Raw genomic sequence first — 16,311 nt, 5'->3', positions numbered from 1 at the left:
ATGCATCCCCTTTTAGAAAAAGCTCAACAACTAAAACAGCAACTTAACTTTAATTGGTCGCTGATTTTTGGAGTGAGTTTTTTTCTGGTTGTGGTTATAGGCTTAGTACAAATAACCACAGGTGTATCTGATTGGTTAGTTGAAAATAAAGATGCTCAAATTAAGCACCTTACAGTGCAAGGGCATCCCAAATACACAGATGAAACGGCAATTATAAAAGCAATTAAAAAAGCCGATTTAAGTAGTTTTTTTGAACTTGATGTTAAGCACGTGCAGCAGCTAGTTCAAGACTTGCCTTGGGTCGCTACCGCTTCGGTACGTAAACAATGGCCTGATACTATACAGGTGTATGTAGTTGAACATGAAGTAGTAGCCCACTGGAATAGCGACTTGTTGCTCAACCAAAGTGGCCAAGCATTTCAAGCCAGCAGCGATAAGTTAGATGATAACTTACCGCAGTTATATGGCCCAGAAGGTAGCGAAGAAGAGGCGTGGGTTGCTTTTAAGCAATTTGATGAAATGCTCAGAGTTAATGGTTTAACATTAACAAGTTTGGCATTATCGGAGCGTTTTTCGTGGCAACTTTGGCTAGATAACGGGATTCGCTTAAATTTAGGGCGTAAAGATAAAGCCAAGCGTGTACAACGTTTTATAGACGTTTATCCACGAATGGAACAACGTGCAGATGCACAAGTAGATACAATCGATTTACGGTATGATACCGGCCTTGCAGTAAGCTTTAAGCCAATGCAAGAAGAACAATTACAAAATAAGAGTAAGGCATGACTAAGTCAGCAGAAAGAAACCTAGTAATAGGATTAGACGTTGGCACCTCGAAAGTGGTTGCCACGGTAGGTGAAATCACCGCAGATAACAAGCTCAGCATTGTTGGTGTGGGCAGCCAAGTATCTCATGGTATGGATAAAGGCGGCGTTAACGATTTAAACTTAGTGTCTGAGTCTATTCGACGAGCAATAGACGAGGCCGAGTTAATGGCTGATTGTCGTATAAGCTCTGTGTATTTGGGTATTTCTGGCAAACATATACAGTGTCAAAACGAAAGTGGCGTGGTGGCAATCAATAACACCGAAGTCACTGACGAAGATATTGAAAACGTAATACATATTGCGCGTTCTGTGCCTATTTCAGCAGAGCGTAAAATGCTACATGCATTGCCACAAGAATACAGCATCGATATGCAAGAGGGCATTAAAAACCCACTAGGCATGAGCGGCGTTCGTATGGAAGCGCGTGCACATATCATTACGTGCTCAAACGATATGGCAAAAAATATCGAAAAATGTGTAGAACGCTGTGGTCTTGAAGTCGATCAACTTATCTTTACTGCACTTGCGTCTTGCTATTCTGTACTAACAGATGACGAAAAAGAGCTAGGTGTTGCAGTACTTGATATTGGTGGCGGTACTATGGATATCACCATTTATATTAATGGCGCACTTCGTCACTCTGCGGTTATACCTGTAGCGGGTAACCAAGTTACTGGTGATATTGCAAAAATATTTCGCACACCTATATCACATGCAGAGTCACTCAAAGTACAATACGCATGTGCTAGTAGCCAAATGGCAAGTAGCGAAGACACAATTGAAGTACCAAGTGTAGGCGGGCGACCAGCAAGGTTAATGTCGCGCCATACATTATCTGAGGTGGTAGAGCCTCGTTTTAGAGAGTTATTTGAGCTTGCGATGGAAGAAATTCGTCGTTCAGGCTTAGAAGACCAAATTGCGGCAGGTCTCGTTATAACAGGCGGAACTGCTAAAATGACTGGCGCTATGGAAGTGGCAGAAGACATCTTCCAAATGCCAGTAAGAATAGGCAAACCAATCGGGATGGTTGGTTTGACAGACTATGTAGATGATCCTTCGTACGCAACCGCTGTTGGTTTGTTACAATACGGGCGTACCATGCAATCGATGAATGCACAAAAGTCGAAAGCAGAGGATAACAATAATTGGTGGAACCGCATTACTAAATGGTTCCAAGGCGAGTTTTAAGACTCAAGTCGGAGAGTAAACATGTTTGATATAATGGAACAACACAGCGAAGAAGCTGTAATAAAAGTAATCGGCGTGGGCGGTGGTGGCGGTAACGCTGTTGAGCACATGGTAAAACAACAAATAGAAGGCGTGCGTTTTATAGCCGCTAATACGGATGCGCAAGCATTACGTAACTCTGCTGCCGATATTACAGTTCAACTAGGCACGCAAATAACCTCTGGGTTAGGTGCGGGCGCAAACCCTGAAGTAGGCCGTAAGTCGGCTGAAGAAGATGCAGATACAATTCGTGCCAGCCTTGAAGGCGCCGATATGGTATTTATTGCAGCCGGTATGGGCGGTGGTACAGGTACTGGTGCAGCACCGGTAGTTGCTAAAATTGCTAAAGAACTCGGTATTTTAACTGTTGCAGTTGTAACACGTCCTTTTGATTTTGAAGGTAAAAAACGTGCAGCAGCCGCTGAACAAGGCATTAATGAATTGTCAGAAATTGTAGATTCACTTATTACAATTCCTAACAATAAATTGCTTAAAGTTTTAGGGAAAGGGACTACACTTCTAGATGCCTTCGCTAAAGCTAATGACGTATTATTTGGTGCGGTACAAGGTATAGCAGAGCTAATTACACGTTCTGGTTTAATTAACGTGGATTTCGCCGATGTTAGAACAGTAATGTCTGCAATGGGTACTGCAATGATGGGAACGGCGTCTGCGTCAGGTCCTGATCGTGCACAAGAAGCTGCAGAAGCCGCTATCTCAAGCCCACTACTAGAAGACGTTGATTTAACAGGTGCTAAAGGTATCTTAGTTAATATTACCGCTGGTATGGACATTGCGATTGAAGAATTTGAAATTGTTGGTAATCACGTTAAAGCACTTGCGTCAGAAAACGCAACGGTTGTTGTTGGTGCGGTAATCGACCCAGAAATGACTGATGAGCTACGTGTAACGGTTGTTGCAACTGGTTTAGGCGGCGATCGTCGTCCACAGTTTGGTATTGTTGATAACGGCTTTAAAAAAGCATCAGGTTCTGATGTTGCAAGCACATCAAACCAAACGAGCAGCATGTACGTACCAAGCTTTGCAAGCCAAGATACAAACGCTGAAGAAAACACGACTAAAGAGCAAGCGCAAAGCAAAGAAAAAGCGCCTTCAACGAGTTCAAGTAGTTCAAGTTCTTCAGCGCAAAATAGTAAAAAAGCAGATAAATCAGAAGGTGGTGATTATTTTGATATTCCCGCTTTTTTACGTAAGCAGGCAGATTAACATTTAATAATACTTTTGTTTGAAATATGTACAAATATTGAAAGGCAAAAGGATTTATGTTAAAATCCGCCGTCTAACTGTAACTGATTTAAAAGTGAGCATACCTATGATTAAACAGCGTACGATTGCACAAGTAGTCAAAGCCATAGGAATTGGACTTCATAAAGGTGAGAAGGTCACAATAACTCTCCGACCTGCGAGCGCAAATACTGGGATTGTATTTCGTCGTGTCGACCTTGATCCGGTTGTTGATTTTGAAACAACACCTGAAGCCGTTGGTGATACGCAGTTGTGTACCTGTTTAATTAACAAAGATGGTGTTCGCTTATCAACTACTGAGCATCTTATTGCAGCTGTTGCTGCAATGGGCATTGATAATCTAATTGTAGAATTGGACAGCTCAGAAGTGCCGATTATGGATGGTAGTGCATTACCATTCATATATCTGTTACAAAAAGGCGGAATTGAAGAACAAAACGTTGCTAAACGCTTTATCCGTATTAAAGAAAAAGTACGCATTGAAGAAGATGGCAAGTGGGCTGAAGTTGAACCATATGATGGTTTTCATATCGACTTTGAGATTGCATTTAACCACCCAGCTATCAATGAAAGTCGCCAACGTATTGGGTTGGATATAACAACGCAAAGCTTTATTGAAGAAATTAGCCGTGCGCGTACTTTTGGATTTATGAAAGATATTGAATACATGCATGCAAACAACCTAGCGCTAGGTGGTAGCATGGATAGTGCTGTGGTACTTGATGAATTCAAAGTTTTAAATCCTAATGGCTTACGTTATAGCGATGAGTTTGTTAAGCACAAGATATTAGACTGTGTTGGTGACATGTTTATGACAGGTCATAATCTTTTAGGTAAAGTAACTGCATTTAAATCGGGTCATGATTTAAATAATAAATTACTTCGTAAAATTATGGCTACAGAGTCAGCATGGGAGTGGGCAACATTTGAAACGCCTGTGACGATGCCTGCACCCGGTCTTGAGTTAGCTCCAGCCTAAAAGCAGCAAATGAACAGCTCGCAAACAGTTATAAAAAATGACGCTAATTAGCGTCATTTTTTTTGCGTAAAATTTACTCTATTATAACTCTAAAAGATCTTGTAACTGATTTAAATGAGTTACTGTATAAGTTGGCTTTATTCCTTCGGCTAATTGCTCACCAGGGTGTTGTAACCAGCAAGTATCAATACCTGCATTGTTGCCGCCAAGTATGTCGCTTGCAGCAGTATCACCCAGCATAAGTATCTCGCTTTTATCAGGGTTACCCATTAGCTCAAATGTGTGCTCAAAAATCGCTTTATTTGGTTTTGCTATACCCACAAGTTCAGATATTACTAACCATTCAAACATATCTTTTAAGCCAGTATGCTCAAGGCGTACGGTTTGTAAGCGGGCAAATCCGTTAGTAATAATACCCAATCGAGCATTTGGCTTAAGTTTATTTAAAAGCTCAATAGCACCAGGTAATGGCTCGCAAATTTGCGCCATAGCATCTAAAAAAGCATCGTTTAGCTCTTTTGCGGGTACATTAAGCTTTGAAGCCCACTCATTAAAGCGTGTTACTTGTAAGTAATCTGCGCTAATAGTGCCATTTTGATAATCAACCCACAGCTGCTTATTGGTTTTTTGATAATGAACATAATCGTCTTGGCTAAAATCTACGTTGTAAGCTTTAAACATGCGAGTCATGCCCGCTAAAATATCAAACCTAAATAAGGTTTCGTCTGCATCAAACAATACATAGTTGTATTTCATTAAACTTCCTAAATTAATTTGTTTGGCTGTAGAGATCTACGTGTAGAAAGGGCGCCATAGCTAAAGTGAGTGCTTGTGTATAGGTGCTTTCGCGCGTGGCGTGATTGTTTGTAAGTAACCCAATAGCGCCCCCTTTTTGTTTAACGTTGGTGGTATTAAATGCTTTGTCCATTACATCGCCAAGCTCTTCGCCATTAAGTAAGGCGTTATAAAGCACTTGAGGCAAGGGGAGGTTGCTGCTGCGCCCTACAACCTGATTTAAGGCATTATCAATAACTACGTAAGCAAAGGTTGCTGCACCATAGCTAAATTGCTCTGCACCGCCTTCCATTGCCACGTAGTAGTGAGCTTGGTAATGCTCTTTGCAATAATTAACACGGTTTTGTGCGCCAACACGTGTTTCTTCTTCGCCAATAGGTTGATCTGGCACATTGGATGGAGCATCAACACCTTGGCAATCAATTTCATGTTTAGGGAAATACATTGCAAAAATATGTTTAGCCGCGTTAATTTTGACAGGGTTTTTAGAACCCACAATAATTTTTAATGAGTACAACACAATGTCCCTTATTGTTACTAAATTCAGCAGTGTACGTGAGAGAGCTCAATCTTAGAAGAGGAGTTAAATAGGTATATCCAAAGGTGCTAAGTTTTCCAGTGCACGCTTTTTCAAAATAATATCTTTAATAAGTGGAGTAAGAACCAGCTCCATAGCTAAGCCCATTTTGCCCCCTGGTACTACAAGCGTATTAATACGAGACATAAAACTGCCTTCGATCATCCGTAAATAATAAGGAAAATCAACATCATCAATCCCCCTAAAGCGAATAACTACAAAGCTTTCATCAAGAGATGGAATATCTTTGGCGCTAAATGGGTTTGATGTATCAACGGTCGGCACGCGTTGAAAATTAATATGGGTACGAGAAAACTGCGGGGTAATATGATTTATATAGTCATCCATACTGCGCACAATAGAGCCCATAACCGCTTCGCGAGAATGGCCTCGTTCGGATGTATCGCGTATTAATTTTTGAATCCATTCAAGGTTAATAATTGGAACCATGCCTATTAATAAATCGACATGCTTTGCAACGTCTACATTTTGATCAACTACACCACCGTGTAACCCTTCATAAAACAAAATGTCAGTATGATGGTCAAGATCTTGCCAAGGTGTAAATGTACCTGGTAATTGATTGTACGGAACGGCTTCATCAAAGGTATGTAAGTAGCGGCGTAACTTTCCTTGACCTGTTTCGCTATAGTTTTCAAACAGCGTTTTTAAAGCGCCAAAGTCATTGGCCTCTCTGCCAAAGTAACTAATATGTTTACCTTCTTGTTGTGCTTCTCGAACTTTTTTATCCATTTCGGGGCGAGTGTAACGATGAAAGCTATCTCCTTCGACAAAAGCCGCTTGAATATTAAGGCTACGGAAAATATGTTTAATTGCATTCGTTGTGGTGGTTGTACCCGCACCAGATGAACCCGTAATCGCAATAATAGGATTTTTAGCTGACATGTTAATTCTCTTTTTTAGGACCAGGTTTTATAACCAGACTAAACTTAACATTATTTTAAGTCGTTTGGGTATCTTAAGAGTTGACTGACTTAGCTCAAGTGACGCCATCAGCAAATAACGTTATCATGAGGTGCTTAAAATTAAAACGAGAGAAAGCATGAAACTTATTAAACCATTACTTGGATTATTTTCTATAGCAGCGCTGAGCCCAATAGTGGTGCAGGCTAGCATGCCAAAAAGCCAAGTATTACTTGCTGATTTAAATACACCTTTCGGGGTACAAGTTAGTATAGTGAGCGATAAAAATAGTTATAACAACCAACCGCACTTAACAAGTACAGGTTTATACTTTACTCATGAAGTAATTAATAAAGGGCAAAGCCAAACTGATATTGCTTATTATGATTTCACGTCAAAAAAAGTTACCAATATAACTAACTCTCCTGTAAGCGAATATTCACCAACGGTTATGCCAAGTGGTGGTGCGATATCAGCGATTGTTGTAGAAGCTGACGGTAAGCAAAAATTGTGGCAATACCCACTCAAAAATCAAGATGCGCCAAGTCGTATTTTTGATTGGATTGAACCTGTTGGATACCATGCATGGGGTGTCCAAAATGATTTAGTGATGTTTATTTTAGGAAAGCCTCACACTCTTCAATATACTTCTGTTGCACAAGCGAAGGGGGAAATAGCTGCCAGTAATATTGGCCGAACGCTTATTTATAACAACTCAATGGCTGCATTTTTATTTAGTTACACTAAAAACGAGCAACACATTTTAGCGAGTTTTAATCCACAAGATAAACAAGTTGAAGACCTATTAAGGTTACCGGCTCAAGTTCAAGATTTTATTTTAAAAGATAATACGACCATTGCTTATGCTATTAAAAACCGCGTTTATCAGCGTAAACTTGATGGAAGTGATGAAGTATCGCAATGGCTTAATTTAAGCACTTACTGCGAAACAAATATAACAAGAATGAGTTACAACAATGAAAAACTCGCTTTTGTATGTGATATAACAAAGTAAAGCAGGCAAATAAATTCAGATTTTATTGTGTGTATGCGTTAATCTAATACGCAAATTAACTAATAGGGATTACACGTGGCTTATAGTGCAGACGAGCTGACAGAACAGCTCATTAAATTACAGTGCAGAAGTAATTTTAAGATTAAAAATATTGCAGAGTACATGTTAGTAAACTCTAAAGAAGCATTTTATACCCACAGCGAAAGCGGCAAGGGTAAAATAGTAATTCGCCCAGCATTTGAAGTATTTAGCGATGATTTTAATGATATTGATGGCGTAACACGTGCGCAAGGGTACTTCCATAGCAGTGAGATGACACGCTTTCCTACGCGCATTTTTAAAAGCGCCCAACCTATTCACTATGGTGTAGCGTTTAAAATAAATTCTGAGCAAGCAGCCAAAGATTTTATAGCCAAGCTAACTATGATTATTGGTAATTAATTTTATATAAAAAGTAAAAAGCCGCTGAATTTATATTCAGCGGCTTTTGTATTTTTATAGCTCAATAAACCTAATAATTACTTACTTTTTAAAAAGCTATTAACCGATTCAAGTTCACGTGTTTTAAGCGCGATACAATCGTTTGTGCTTTCTTCAAGCTTACTTAGTGTACGAGCGTAACCAGCTACATCAGCTACTTTTTCGTTAAAGAAGGTTTTTGTTGTCGCTAAGCTTTCTGCATCACAGCTTGCAGTTGTAAAGTACGGCAAGTTAGGAATAAAGAAAGGCGGTAAACTTGCTGTTACTTTATCGTAGTTACTGTAAACCCAATCAATAAATAATGCCTGGCGCTCATCTGTGTAACTTTGACCTGACAAAATAGTACGCATGTCAGATGCCGTTACTTCATCCGTTAAGCTATAAGCTAATACCGCTTTTTGTAACTCAGGTTTACCAAAAAAGCCCATAGCTGCAAGCATGTTTGTGCGTACTTGCGGATCTTTAGTCGTTTTAAACGTTGTCATGAATTGATCAAGCAGCGCTTTGTCACCATGAAAAGCAGCAAGAGTTAAGTACGTACCCGCTAAGTATGGGTCTACTTTTTGTGGATCATTTAAATAAACTTGCGTTTGTTCTTTGGCTTTATTGATGACGTTTTGATCTTCACCATCAAAACCTAAGCGTGATACAACGGCTGCACGAAGTTGTGCAATAGCACCATCTTCACCCGCTTTTGCTTCTAAACCATATTTTTTAGCAGCGGGCGTTACTGCACCGCGAATAAATTCAGGCCATAGGTCTTTATTGCTATCGTCTTTAAAAGTGCGCTGTTGCGATACTAAGTAACCTAGTGCGGTATTTGCTACGCGAGGGTGGCTATCGCTTACGAATACTTCAAGTGTTTGCATTAACTTAGCAGCAGATATAACACCAGCATCAAGTAGCGCATCAGTAGCCGATAGTAACGCTAAGCGTTCACGGTCACTCAGTACGCTTGGCGCCTTCTTAACAAGTGCGCTAAATTGTGCATCATCCATTACCCAGCGGTAGTAGCCTAATGCACCTTGGTCAGGATAAATCCACTCTGGTTCAAAGTCTAAATCTAGTGTTTGGCTTTGTTTATTAAGTAATACGTTTGCTGTTTTTACTTTATCGCCAGCACCATATTTAATTGCAACAGGTACATTCCATAGCTGCTCTGGCGCATCAACGCCTGCGTTTACAAAGCGGCTTTGTGAAATAGTTACTTTGCTACCTTTTTGAGTTACTTTAACTAGTGGGAAAGAAGATTGCTCAATAAACGATTTTAAAACACTCGCTACGTCTTTATTTGACGCTTTACCAAGTGCTTCCCATAAGTCGGCCGCTTCAGCATTTTTATATGAAAACTCTTTTAAGTAGCTTTGAATACCTTTTTGAAATGCATCTTCGCCAATCCAGTTTTCAACCATAGCAAGTACTGAGCTGCCTTTACTGTAAGCAAGACCTAAACCGTCCATAATGTCGGCTTCGGTTTTAATTGGCTTACGAATAGGCTTGGTGCTTAGGCGTGCATCAAGTGCCATTACGTTGTTTTGTGGCAGGTCTAAGTGCGATTCAAACTCAGGGTTAAGCTGCTTAGTAATTTTTGCAGCCATCCAGCTAGCAAACGCTTCGTTTAACCATAAGTCGTTCCACCATTTCATGGTTACTAAATTACCGTACCATTGGTGAGCAAGTTCGTGAGCAATAATTGATACATTACGCTGTTTTTTACTGCGTGTTGCTGCAGCTAAATCAACTAATAAAATATCTTCTCGGTAGGTTACTAAGCCGGAGTTTTCCATTGCGCCAAATGGAAACTCTGGTACCGCTACTGAGTCTAATTTTTTGTAAACGTAAGGAATACCAAAATACGCTTCAAGTGCACCCAATACTTTTGGCATGTTTTCTTTTGCGTATTGGGCTAAGTGGATTTTACCTTGAGGGGTAATTACACGGCCAGGAATTGGCATGCCTTTAATATCTAATTCTTCAAACGGGCCAACAGCCATCGCGACTAGGTATGAAGGAATTGGCGGCGTTTTATCAAAGTAGTGTGTGGTCATATCGCCATTAACGATTGCTTTAAGCTCAGGCGTATTTGAATATACTTTTTGTGATGTAGGCGCAGTAATCGTTAACTGAAATGGAATTTTGTAACTTGGCTCATCAAAAACAGGAAATGCACGGCGTGCATCACTCATTTCAAATTGAGTAAATAAATAAGGTGTGCCTTGGTCTAACGTTTTGTATAAACCAACACTTTGACGGTTATATGGCGCTGAAAAATCAACTTTAAGGGTGTATTTACCTGGTTGGATTTGCTCATCACAGCTAAATTTAACTTTACCTGTTTTAAGCATTTCGTTGTTTAAGTCACAGTTTTCGTCGCCAAGCAGTTGCGCCATTTTAACAGCGTAAGCTACGCCATTTAATTCAATGTATTTTGTTGGTTTTAGTACTTCTAGGGAAATCTCAGTCATCCCTGTGAATGTATCTTGGCTCGGATCGAGTGTTAACGATACCTGTTGAGAACTTGGTTTTGCGAGTTTTTCAATTACGAATTCGTTAGCGTTTGCAGCACCCATTGCCAAAGCAACGCTCACTGTTAAGAGGCTTTTAAGAAACATAGTGATCCCTAGATTGTTGTTGTTAGAAACTACCCTAAATAGGCTTTTTTATGCTCATATTATTAGGGGGTTAGATATCCTAACAGTTTTTTTAAATAGAGTAATTGATTATAACGGTGACTTTAAGGGGAAATAGTAACAAAGTTTGTCAGTGGCTTTCGCGTGTTATAAAACGCTGCCAATGCAGGTGTGAGTTAATAATACGTATTTTTTGGATCACGTTATTTAATAAAAGCACGTCCTTAAATTCATTATGTGGGTATTCGTTAAATCCCATGAGGTAATTAAAGGCGTCTTTAGAGTTGGCTTGCAGAGCATGTATACGCACTTGTTGTTCAAAGTTAAGACGAAGGCTGCTTACGGCTGTTTTCATACCGAGTTGATCAACGTTTGGTATATCACACTTTTGTAAATAGCCGGCTCGCTCACCTTCACCTGAAAACCAAATACGGACTTTTTCACTGTATCTGCCAGTTTTAGCGGGTAAGTCGAACATTAATCGTTGTTGATTTTGTGATTTTATGAATGCTAAATATTCATTAAACCCGGCATCTATAAGTGCTTGATGCACAGGAACTAAGCGAGGTTTTATCTTACCGTGAGTATGAAAATTAAAACATAAGACATCTTTTTCAAGAGACAGATCATCAAGCGTTAGATAGCCAATTTCATCGCTATATGCACCACTGTAATATGCAATTAGAGGAAGCCAAAAATGCCAGTGTTTTGGTTGCTCACGTGCAACTTTAAAATCACCGTATATATATCCATTATAAAGAGTGTGCAGTTCCATGGCTGAAAAGGGCCGGCGACCAAGATGGGTTTTCAACGTAATACCTTGAAAATAATGATGTGTTTTATTTTATACCCAACTAGCAGTAGATACTAGTCGGGTTTTATCCGCTCTTAAAATAAAGCGTATAAAGTATTACTCACTTAAAGCGCGAGCTAAACCAGTAGGTTCAATCTCTGTACATACTTGGTCATCATTCCAGTTAATGCCAACAAGTGCGTTATCTTCATTTAAATCTTCAACCCATGCATCTAAAAATTCATCAAGATTTATTTCTACAGGGCTGTAGTCTTTCCACTCTTCTTTACATTGCGCTTTAGCTGCTTCTTCACTTTCCCAAAGCAGTAGTACGTCAGTTTCGTCAAATTGGTTAGAATCGCACACTACAAAGCCATTATCTTCTGCACCAAGTGCCCAAATTACTTCGCTAACACGTACTTTTTCTACAAAGTTAACTAGTTGTGATTCAATTTCGATATCGCTCATGTGTTTACCTTTTTAAATTAGTGACGAGGATTAGTATCTATTGCTGCTTGACGCTTGCCATATTGCTTATGAAAAGCAACAAGCTCTGAATACTGACTAAAGTCAGTTAATTCACGAAAGCAAATCCAATCAAGCAGGCAGTATAAACTGATGTTGAGGTATTCACAGCTTTTAAATTCTTCATCGCTTAAATGGGTATTTAAAAAGCTTAATGTTTGTTCAATTCGTTCGTTTTGCAAATTAAAAAAGAGTTTATCGCTTTTGGTGTCAAATCCAGAGCGTTCACATAGCAGCATTTCTACTAGCGAATCGTTACAGGCATTTATAGTCGTAAGTAAGTGCTCTTGCGGCCACGTTAGTTTTTGTTGCCCTGTTTTTTCAAGTAAATAGCGCAATATAGAATTAGAGTCACTAAGTGTTAAGTCGCCATCTACCAGAATGGGAATCTTTCGAGCTGGATTTTTACTGGCCATAGTAGGGCGATCTTGCTCAGAAAATATATCAAGACTCACAAGCTCTAGTTTACAGTTGTTTTGTTGTGCCCAAATTCTAATTCGGCGCACGTAAGGTGAAGGTACAGAACCAATTAATTGCATAATTACTCCATAAAAAAGCCGCATAAGCGGCTTTTATAAAACGTTACTTACGATACAGTTAAATTTATTCTGAACGGCTAGTAACTTCAAGTAAATGATAACCAAATTGAGTTTGCACAGGGCCTTGTACTTGGTTAATTGGAGCTGAAAACACAACTTTATCAAACTCTGGAACCATCATACCAGGACCAAACTCACCAAGAGCACCGCCATCTTGACCTGATGGGCAGTTTGAATGCGCTTTGGCTAATTCAGCAAAGTCTTCGCCTTGCTCAATTTTTGTTTTTAAGTCTAAGCATTGTGCTTCACTGTCTACAAGTATATGTCGTGCGCTTGCTACTGTCATAAAATCTCCCGAGTATAGTGTGGTGTTTTTTTAACCGAATTAAAATATCATTCTAGTTAGTTTCAACTAATTGTACCAGTATAAACTTATTTATCAGAAAGCACAGTTTCAATTGCAGCAATCATTTGTTCTGAATCAGGTGCTGCTTTGCTGTTAAACCGTAAAACCGTCTCACGATCAGCAGACACTAAGTACTTATAAAAGTTCCAATTTGGAGAGCTAGTTTGCTCATTCAAATATTTAAAAATTGGATTCGCTTTACTACCACGCACTTCGCTTGTAGCAAACATAGGGAAGGTTACACCATAATTTACAAAGCATACTTTTGCAGTTTCTTTTTCACTATCCTCTTCTTGAAAAAAATCATCAGAAGGGAACCCTAATACGACTAAACCTTGTTCTTTGTATCGCTGATATAGCGCTTCAAGGCCTTTAAATTGGGGTGTAAAACCGCAGTTGCTTGCCGTGTTTGCTATTAATAAAGGCTTATTTTTAAATTGGCATAAATTAATAGATTCTTTTGAGCGCAGCTTTCGAATATCGACATTGGTAAAATCTTGACAGTCTTGGGTAGAGGTTTGGTTTATAGTTGATGATGTTTCAGCGTGGAGTGGGGCATTAATAAATAAAGCCATTAATCCTATTATAATTTTTTTTAGCATTACATTACCTAAACTTTTCAATTGTTTGATTGGATAATCATACGCTAATATGAAACAAATTGATCAACCTTTGAATGACCTATGACAACCCGTTTAGCAACTATTGATGATCTTAGTGAAATTGTAGCCATTTATAACGAAACCATTGCAGGGCGAATGGTAACTGCAGATACCGAAGAAGTTACTGTTGACGAAAAGAGTGACTGGTTTAATAGCCATAACGATAAAAGGCCTATTTATGTTTACTGCGAAAATAACCAAGTACTTGCTTGGGTAAGTTATAAGTCGTTTTATGGGCGCCCTGCTTACGATGGCACAGTAGAGATGAGCATTTACATTACCCGTAAAGCACAAGGTAAAGGGCTTGGTAAAAAGCTAATGATATTTGCTCAAACACAAGCTAAGCAATTAAATATTAAAGTATTGCTTGGTTTTATTTTTAGTCATAATTTACCCAGTGTTAAATTGTTTAAGCATTTTGATTTTGAAATATGGGGCGAGTTACCAAGCGTTGCCATAATGGATAACAAGCCCTACAGCCTGACTATTTTTGGAAAGCATCTTAAATAAACTGTTTTATGAAACCTTGTAATATTTTTTTACAAAAAAACGATAGGGCTTTATGCCAATTAAATAAAAATAGACTACGCTATTAGGATATTAAGTTTATTAATTTGAAGTGTGGCTTGATGATTCGAAAAATATTAATTATTGATAGTAGTAGTGTCATCGCGATGCGTGTGAAAGTGCTTTTAGAATTAATAGGGTGTGAAGTCGAATTAATTCATTTCAGCATGCTAGACATGTATACCAATATAGGCGATTACGACTTAGTTGTTGTTGCCCATGGTGTGCCTGTTGATTCTATAAAACCGCTTGTAAGCGAAGTAGCGCAAGAGCGCTTTATGCTGCTTGCGCCAAAAGCACAAAGCGGTGAACAACTAACTGCGTTTAGCGAGCTAAATCATATTGCGCCTGACGCAACCGTGGTCTACCCATTTTTTTCTAATAAAGAAATTACTTCTCTTTTAGAGAGCCTATTAGAATTAGGCTCTAACCATATTTTGCAATTACCTACTATTTTACTCGTCGATCATGTTCCTGAACGTCTCGAAAAAATGAAAAATAGCTTAATCGGTGCTCATATCGAGACTCATACTGCAACAACCTCCGCAGAAGCTTTAGAAATTAGTAAAGAAAAGCAAATAGATATACTGATAAGCGATTTTATTTTAGATGACGGAACAGGTTTAGGAATTTTTTCAAATTTAAAAGTAACCCAACCGCATTGTCGTTGTTTGTTATTTACCTCACGCCCTGATCAAGTTTCAATGATCGACGCAATTCGTCAAGGCGTAGAAGATGTACTTATTAAACCTTTAAACGATAGCTCACTATTACAATCAATACATAAATTATGGCAAACAGAGTTATTAAAACGTCATAACGCAGAGCTTGTAGAAAGGCTACAAGATACGGTTGATGCACTGATTGAAAAAGACAGCCTACTTCAGGTTATTTATAAACATACGCCCGATGCAATTATGTTATTTGAAAAGTGCGGTAGAGTGATAGAAGCTAATGATGCTTGCTTGAGACTATTTAACTTACCGTTTAATGAACTCGAAGGTAAATCAGTATTTGATTTTTTAGATGATGATTCAATTTTAGGTATTAAAGATAAGATTTCGACATTAAATAGTAATCGACAATTTAGCTGCGATTTACGTTTATCTAAAACAGCAGGAGGTTATATACCCTTAGTTGGCTCTTTTAATGAGATAGATCACCATGGCGAAATAGCACTTGCGGTCATATTTAAAAATGTAACCCATCTTAAGCAAAAAGAGGATTTATTACTTGAAGCAAAAGATGTTCTTGAAGAGCAAGTAAGAGCGCGTACTTCACAACTCGAGCATGCTAAAAATGTGGCTGAGGCTGCAAACTTAAGTAAATCAGAATTTTTAGCAAACATGTCGCATGAACTTCGAACACCTATGCACTCTATTTTAAGCTTTTCGCGTTTTGGTTTAAGTAAATTAGAAGCTGGAGATTTTGCAAAAGAAAAACTCATTAAGTATTTATCGCGAATAGAGAGTAGTGGTGAGCGTTTACTGTCGTTACTAAATAATTTACTCGACCTATCTAAGCTAGATGTAGGTAAGTTTCCATTTAACCCTCGTCCCTATAATTTAGCGAATATTATTAAAACAAGTATTGACGATGTGTCTGGTACGGCAATGGAAAAAGAAATTGAGGTTATATTTACTGCACAGCCATTACCTGTAATTGCACAATGTGATGAAGAGCAAATAAACCAGTTACTTCGAAACGTACTAGGTAACGCACTTAAATTTAGCGAACCTAAAAGTAAAATACGGGTAAATTTAGAGTCAGATAATAAGCTTGCTACTATAGAGGTTACCGATAATGGGGTCGGTATACCAGAAGATGAGTTGGAGCATATTTTTACTAAGTTTGTGCAAAGCAGTAAAACAAATAGTGGTGCTGGTGGCACAGGGTTAGGCCTTGCATTGTGTAGAGAGTTTGTATCTTTACACCAAGGTGAAATCACTGCACGTAACAACGAAAATGGTGGCGCAACTATATCCATACAAGTGCCATTAGAAATAAATCTAGATGAGCATTTGGCTGAAGAGCAATTAATACAACACAGTAATTAATTGTTTTTTTGGCAAGCCAAGTAACTTTTTGAGAATTTGAAT

The 16,311-nt window shown here is 38.7% G+C and carries 17 protein-coding genes; 8 read left to right on the top strand and 9 right to left on the bottom strand.

The features are described 5' to 3' along the window. From I6E69_RS00580 to lpxC, 4 genes are all read left to right on the top strand, one after another. Complete coding sequence (locus tag I6E69_RS00580) at positions 1–786, top strand: cell division protein FtsQ/DivIB (RefSeq protein ID WP_002957996.1); 786 nt, start codon at positions 1–3, stop codon at positions 784–786. Then, the gene (gene ftsA, locus I6E69_RS00575; protein ID WP_007582937.1) at positions 783–2,015 is read left to right on the top strand and encodes a cell division protein FtsA; all 1,233 of its coding nucleotides are present in this window, start codon (positions 783–785) and stop codon (positions 2,013–2,015) included. Before I6E69_RS00580 ends, ftsA begins: the two co-directional genes overlap by 4 nt. A 21-nt stretch (positions 2,016–2,036) precedes the next feature. Continuing rightward, positions 2,037–3,281: a cell division protein FtsZ gene (ftsZ, locus tag I6E69_RS00570; RefSeq protein WP_058154155.1), complete on the top strand. Its 1,245-nt coding sequence runs from the start codon at positions 2,037–2,039 to the stop codon at positions 3,279–3,281. A gap of 106 nt (positions 3,282–3,387) precedes the next feature. Further along, entirely contained in the window at positions 3,388–4,299 is a 912-nt protein-coding gene (gene lpxC / locus I6E69_RS00565) for a UDP-3-O-acyl-N-acetylglucosamine deacetylase (RefSeq protein ID WP_002957999.1), read from the top strand. Positions 4,300–4,380: 81 nt separating this feature from the next. Here lpxC and yjjG read toward each other — a convergent pair whose 3' ends face one another. The 3 genes from yjjG to I6E69_RS00550 form a co-directional block, all read right to left on the bottom strand. Continuing rightward, positions 4,381–5,055 carry a pyrimidine 5'-nucleotidase gene (gene yjjG / locus I6E69_RS00560; RefSeq protein WP_197120355.1) on the bottom strand — a complete coding sequence of 225 codons (675 nt, stop codon included), beginning with the start codon at positions 5,053–5,055 and terminating at the stop codon, positions 4,381–4,383. Between the two features lie 13 nt (positions 5,056–5,068). Further along, positions 5,069–5,614, bottom strand: coding sequence for an inosine/xanthosine triphosphatase (gene yjjX / locus I6E69_RS00555; protein ID WP_165723755.1), 546 nt, complete (start codon positions 5,612–5,614; stop codon positions 5,069–5,071). A 63-nt stretch (positions 5,615–5,677) separates the two neighbouring features. Then, positions 5,678–6,577, bottom strand: a complete 900-nt coding sequence (locus I6E69_RS00550) for a phosphoribulokinase (RefSeq protein ID WP_197120354.1) — start codon at positions 6,575–6,577, stop codon at positions 5,678–5,680. Between the two features lie 157 nt (positions 6,578–6,734). On the opposite strand from I6E69_RS00550, the gene I6E69_RS00545 reads away from it, so the two are divergent. Together I6E69_RS00545 and I6E69_RS00540 are read left to right on the top strand one after the other, a co-directional pair. Next, positions 6,735–7,610, top strand: coding sequence for a hypothetical protein (locus I6E69_RS00545; protein WP_197120353.1), 876 nt, complete (start codon positions 6,735–6,737; stop codon positions 7,608–7,610). Positions 7,611–7,685: 75 nt separating this feature from the next. Continuing rightward, entirely contained in the window at positions 7,686–8,051 is a 366-nt protein-coding gene (locus I6E69_RS00540) for a hypothetical protein (RefSeq protein ID WP_007376965.1), read from the top strand. Between the two features lie 77 nt (positions 8,052–8,128). On the opposite strand, the gene I6E69_RS00535 is transcribed toward I6E69_RS00540, so the two are convergent. From I6E69_RS00535 to I6E69_RS00510, 6 genes are all read right to left on the bottom strand, one after another. Next, positions 8,129–10,702: a M1 family metallopeptidase gene (locus I6E69_RS00535; protein ID WP_197120352.1), complete on the bottom strand. Its 2,574-nt coding sequence runs from the start codon at positions 10,700–10,702 to the stop codon at positions 8,129–8,131. A gap of 148 nt (positions 10,703–10,850) precedes the next feature. Beyond that, the gene (locus I6E69_RS00530) at positions 10,851–11,531 is read right to left on the bottom strand and encodes a hypothetical protein (protein ID WP_002958006.1); all 681 of its coding nucleotides are present in this window, start codon (positions 11,529–11,531) and stop codon (positions 10,851–10,853) included. 99 nt (positions 11,532–11,630) lie between these two features. After that, positions 11,631–11,981, bottom strand: coding sequence for a DUF2750 domain-containing protein (locus I6E69_RS00525; protein WP_002958007.1), 351 nt, complete (start codon positions 11,979–11,981; stop codon positions 11,631–11,633). A 17-nt stretch (positions 11,982–11,998) separates the two neighbouring features. Beyond that, positions 11,999–12,577, bottom strand: coding sequence for a glutathione S-transferase family protein (locus I6E69_RS00520; RefSeq protein ID WP_193225887.1), 579 nt, complete (start codon positions 12,575–12,577; stop codon positions 11,999–12,001). A gap of 64 nt (positions 12,578–12,641) precedes the next feature. After that, a complete protein-coding gene (locus I6E69_RS00515) occupies positions 12,642–12,923 on the bottom strand; it encodes a peptidylprolyl isomerase (protein WP_002958009.1) in 282 nt (93 codons plus the stop codon). Positions 12,924–13,009: 86 nt separating this feature from the next. Next, positions 13,010–13,585 carry a glutathione peroxidase gene (locus I6E69_RS00510; protein WP_197120351.1) on the bottom strand — a complete coding sequence of 192 codons (576 nt, stop codon included), beginning with the start codon at positions 13,583–13,585 and terminating at the stop codon, positions 13,010–13,012. Positions 13,586–13,666: 81 nt separating this feature from the next. On the opposite strand from I6E69_RS00510, the gene I6E69_RS00505 reads away from it, so the two are divergent. Further along, positions 13,667–14,155: a GNAT family N-acetyltransferase gene (locus I6E69_RS00505; protein WP_197120350.1), complete on the top strand. Its 489-nt coding sequence runs from the start codon at positions 13,667–13,669 to the stop codon at positions 14,153–14,155. Positions 14,156–14,274: 119 nt separating this feature from the next. Further along, on the top strand, positions 14,275–16,269 hold the full coding sequence (locus I6E69_RS00500; RefSeq protein WP_197120349.1) for an ATP-binding protein: 1,995 nt from the start codon (positions 14,275–14,277) through the stop codon (positions 16,267–16,269). Positions 16,270–16,311 lie beyond the last annotated feature (42 nt).

The sequence above is a fragment of the Pseudoalteromonas sp. NZS100 genome, from assembly GCF_015864815.1.
Classification (GTDB): domain Bacteria; phylum Pseudomonadota; class Gammaproteobacteria; order Enterobacterales; family Alteromonadaceae; genus Pseudoalteromonas; species Pseudoalteromonas distincta.
The sequence above is the reverse complement of the archived record's forward strand: the minus strand, read 5'-3'. Positions and strand labels throughout refer to the sequence as shown.

What these genes read in the sequence shown, in the direction of transcription:
- I6E69_RS00580 (WP_002957996.1), top strand. Translation starts at nt 1, where the DNA reads ATGCATCCCCTTTTAGAAAAAGCTCAACAACTAAAACAGCAACTTAAC.
- ftsA (WP_007582937.1), top strand. Translation starts at nt 783, where the DNA reads ATGACTAAGTCAGCAGAAAGAAACCTAGTAATAGGATTAGACGTTGGC.
- ftsZ (WP_058154155.1), top strand. Translation starts at nt 2,037, where the DNA reads ATGTTTGATATAATGGAACAACACAGCGAAGAAGCTGTAATAAAAGTA.
- lpxC (WP_002957999.1), top strand. Translation starts at nt 3,388, where the DNA reads ATGATTAAACAGCGTACGATTGCACAAGTAGTCAAAGCCATAGGAATT.
- yjjG (WP_197120355.1), bottom strand. Translation starts at nt 5,055, where the DNA reads ATGAAATACAACTATGTATTGTTTGATGCAGACGAAACCTTATTTAGG.
- I6E69_RS00550 (WP_197120354.1), bottom strand. Translation starts at nt 6,577, where the DNA reads ATGTCAGCTAAAAATCCTATTATTGCGATTACGGGTTCATCTGGTGCG.
- I6E69_RS00545 (WP_197120353.1), top strand. Translation starts at nt 6,735, where the DNA reads ATGAAACTTATTAAACCATTACTTGGATTATTTTCTATAGCAGCGCTG.
- I6E69_RS00535 (WP_197120352.1), bottom strand. Translation starts at nt 10,702, where the DNA reads ATGTTTCTTAAAAGCCTCTTAACAGTGAGCGTTGCTTTGGCAATGGGT.
- I6E69_RS00525 (WP_002958007.1), bottom strand. Translation starts at nt 11,981, where the DNA reads ATGAGCGATATCGAAATTGAATCACAACTAGTTAACTTTGTAGAAAAA.
- I6E69_RS00520 (WP_193225887.1), bottom strand. Translation starts at nt 12,577, where the DNA reads ATGCAATTAATTGGTTCTGTACCTTCACCTTACGTGCGCCGAATTAGA.
- I6E69_RS00515 (WP_002958009.1), bottom strand. Translation starts at nt 12,923, where the DNA reads ATGACAGTAGCAAGCGCACGACATATACTTGTAGACAGTGAAGCACAA.
- I6E69_RS00510 (WP_197120351.1), bottom strand. Translation starts at nt 13,585, where the DNA reads ATGCTAAAAAAAATTATAATAGGATTAATGGCTTTATTTATTAATGCC.
- I6E69_RS00505 (WP_197120350.1), top strand. Translation starts at nt 13,667, where the DNA reads ATGACAACCCGTTTAGCAACTATTGATGATCTTAGTGAAATTGTAGCC.
- I6E69_RS00500 (WP_197120349.1), top strand. Translation starts at nt 14,275, where the DNA reads ATGATTCGAAAAATATTAATTATTGATAGTAGTAGTGTCATCGCGATG.